The following is a 1,415-nucleotide window of genomic DNA, read 5'->3' on the forward strand; positions in this document are numbered from 1 at the left end:
GGCTCTATAATATTTGTAGTGGGTAAATCCCCTATGGATATTATGGAGCCTATTTTTGTGTAGAAAAAAAGTCCCATATGACCTATAATGAAAAGCGATCAAACAACTCATTAGAAAGAATCATATGGAACAATTACATTTTATCACAAAACTGCTCGATATCAAAGACCCTAATATCCAGATTCTAGACATCATCAATATGAATACCTACAAAGAAATCATCGCTAAACTGGACTACGACGCCCCATCTTGCCCTGATTGCGGAAGTCAAATGAAGAAATATGACTTTCAAAAACATTCTAAGATTCCTTACCTCGAAACGACTGGTATGCCTACCAGAATTCTTCTGAAAAAGCGTCGATTCAAGTGCTATCAGTGCTCGAAAATGATGGTCGCCGAAACCTCTCTCGTCAAGAAGAATCATCAAATCCCTCGTATTATCAATCAAAAAATTGCTCAAAAGTTAATTGAAAAGACGTCTATGACTGATATTGCCCATCAGCTGGCCATTTCAACTTCAACTGTTATCCGAAAGCTCAATGATTTCCGTTTTAAGCATGATTTTTCTCGTCTTCCTGAGATTATGTCTTGGGACGAGTATGCCTTCACTAAGGGAAAGATGAGTTTCATTGCACAAGATTTTGAAAAACTCAATATCATCACCGTTCTTGAAGGCAGGACACAAACTATCATCCGAAATCACTTTCTTCGCTACGATAGAACCGTTCGCTGTCAGGTGAAAATCATTACTATGGATATGTTTAGTCCCTACTATGACTTGGCTAAACAGCTTTTTCCCAATGCTAAAATCGTTCTAGATCGTTTTCACATTGTTCAACATCTTAGCCGTGCTATGAGTCGTATTCGTGTTCAAATCATGAACCAATTTGAGCGAAAATCCCATGAATACAAGGCTATCAAACGTTACTGGAAACTCTTCCAACAAGATAGTCGTAAACTCAGCGATAAGCGATTTTATCGCCCTACTTTTCGCATGCACTTAACGAACAAAGAAATTCTAGGCAAGCTTTTGAGCTATTCAGAAGAGTTGAAACACCACTATAATCTCTATCAGCTCTTGCTTTTTCATTTTCAGAATAAAGAGCCCGAGAAATTTTTCGGACTTATTGAAGACAATCTAAAGAAGGTTCATCCTCTTTTTCAGACTGTCTTTAAGACATTTCTAAAGGACAAGGAGAAAATCGTCAACGCCCTTCAATTACCTTATTCCAACGCCAAATTGGAAGCAACCAATAATCTCATTAAACTCATCAAACGAAATGCCTTTGGTTTTAGGAACTTTGACAACTTTAAGAAACGAATTTTCATCGCTCTGAATATAAAAATGGAGAGGACAACGATTGTCCTCTCCAGATGTTAGCTTTTATTCAACCCACTACAGTTGACAAAGAGCC

The 1,415-nt window shown here is 37.6% G+C and carries 1 protein-coding gene; it reads left to right on the forward strand.

The window, feature by feature from the left end; all coding sequences use genetic code 11:
• Window positions 1-124: 124 nt before the first annotated feature.
• Entirely contained in the window at window positions 125-1,381 is a 1,257-nt protein-coding gene (locus QM867_RS10665) for an ISL3 family transposase (RefSeq protein ID WP_414276806.1), read from the forward strand.
• The last annotated feature ends 34 nt before the right edge of the window (window positions 1,382-1,415 follow it).

This window comes from Streptococcus infantis (genome assembly GCF_047463635.1).
GTDB lineage: Bacteria > Bacillota > Bacilli > Lactobacillales > Streptococcaceae > Streptococcus > Streptococcus infantis_W.

Excerpts from the sequence above, each read along its gene's own strand:
- QM867_RS10665 (WP_414276806.1), top strand. The coding sequence starts at position 125 with ATGGAACAATTACATTTTATCACAAAACTGCTCGATATCAAAGACCCT.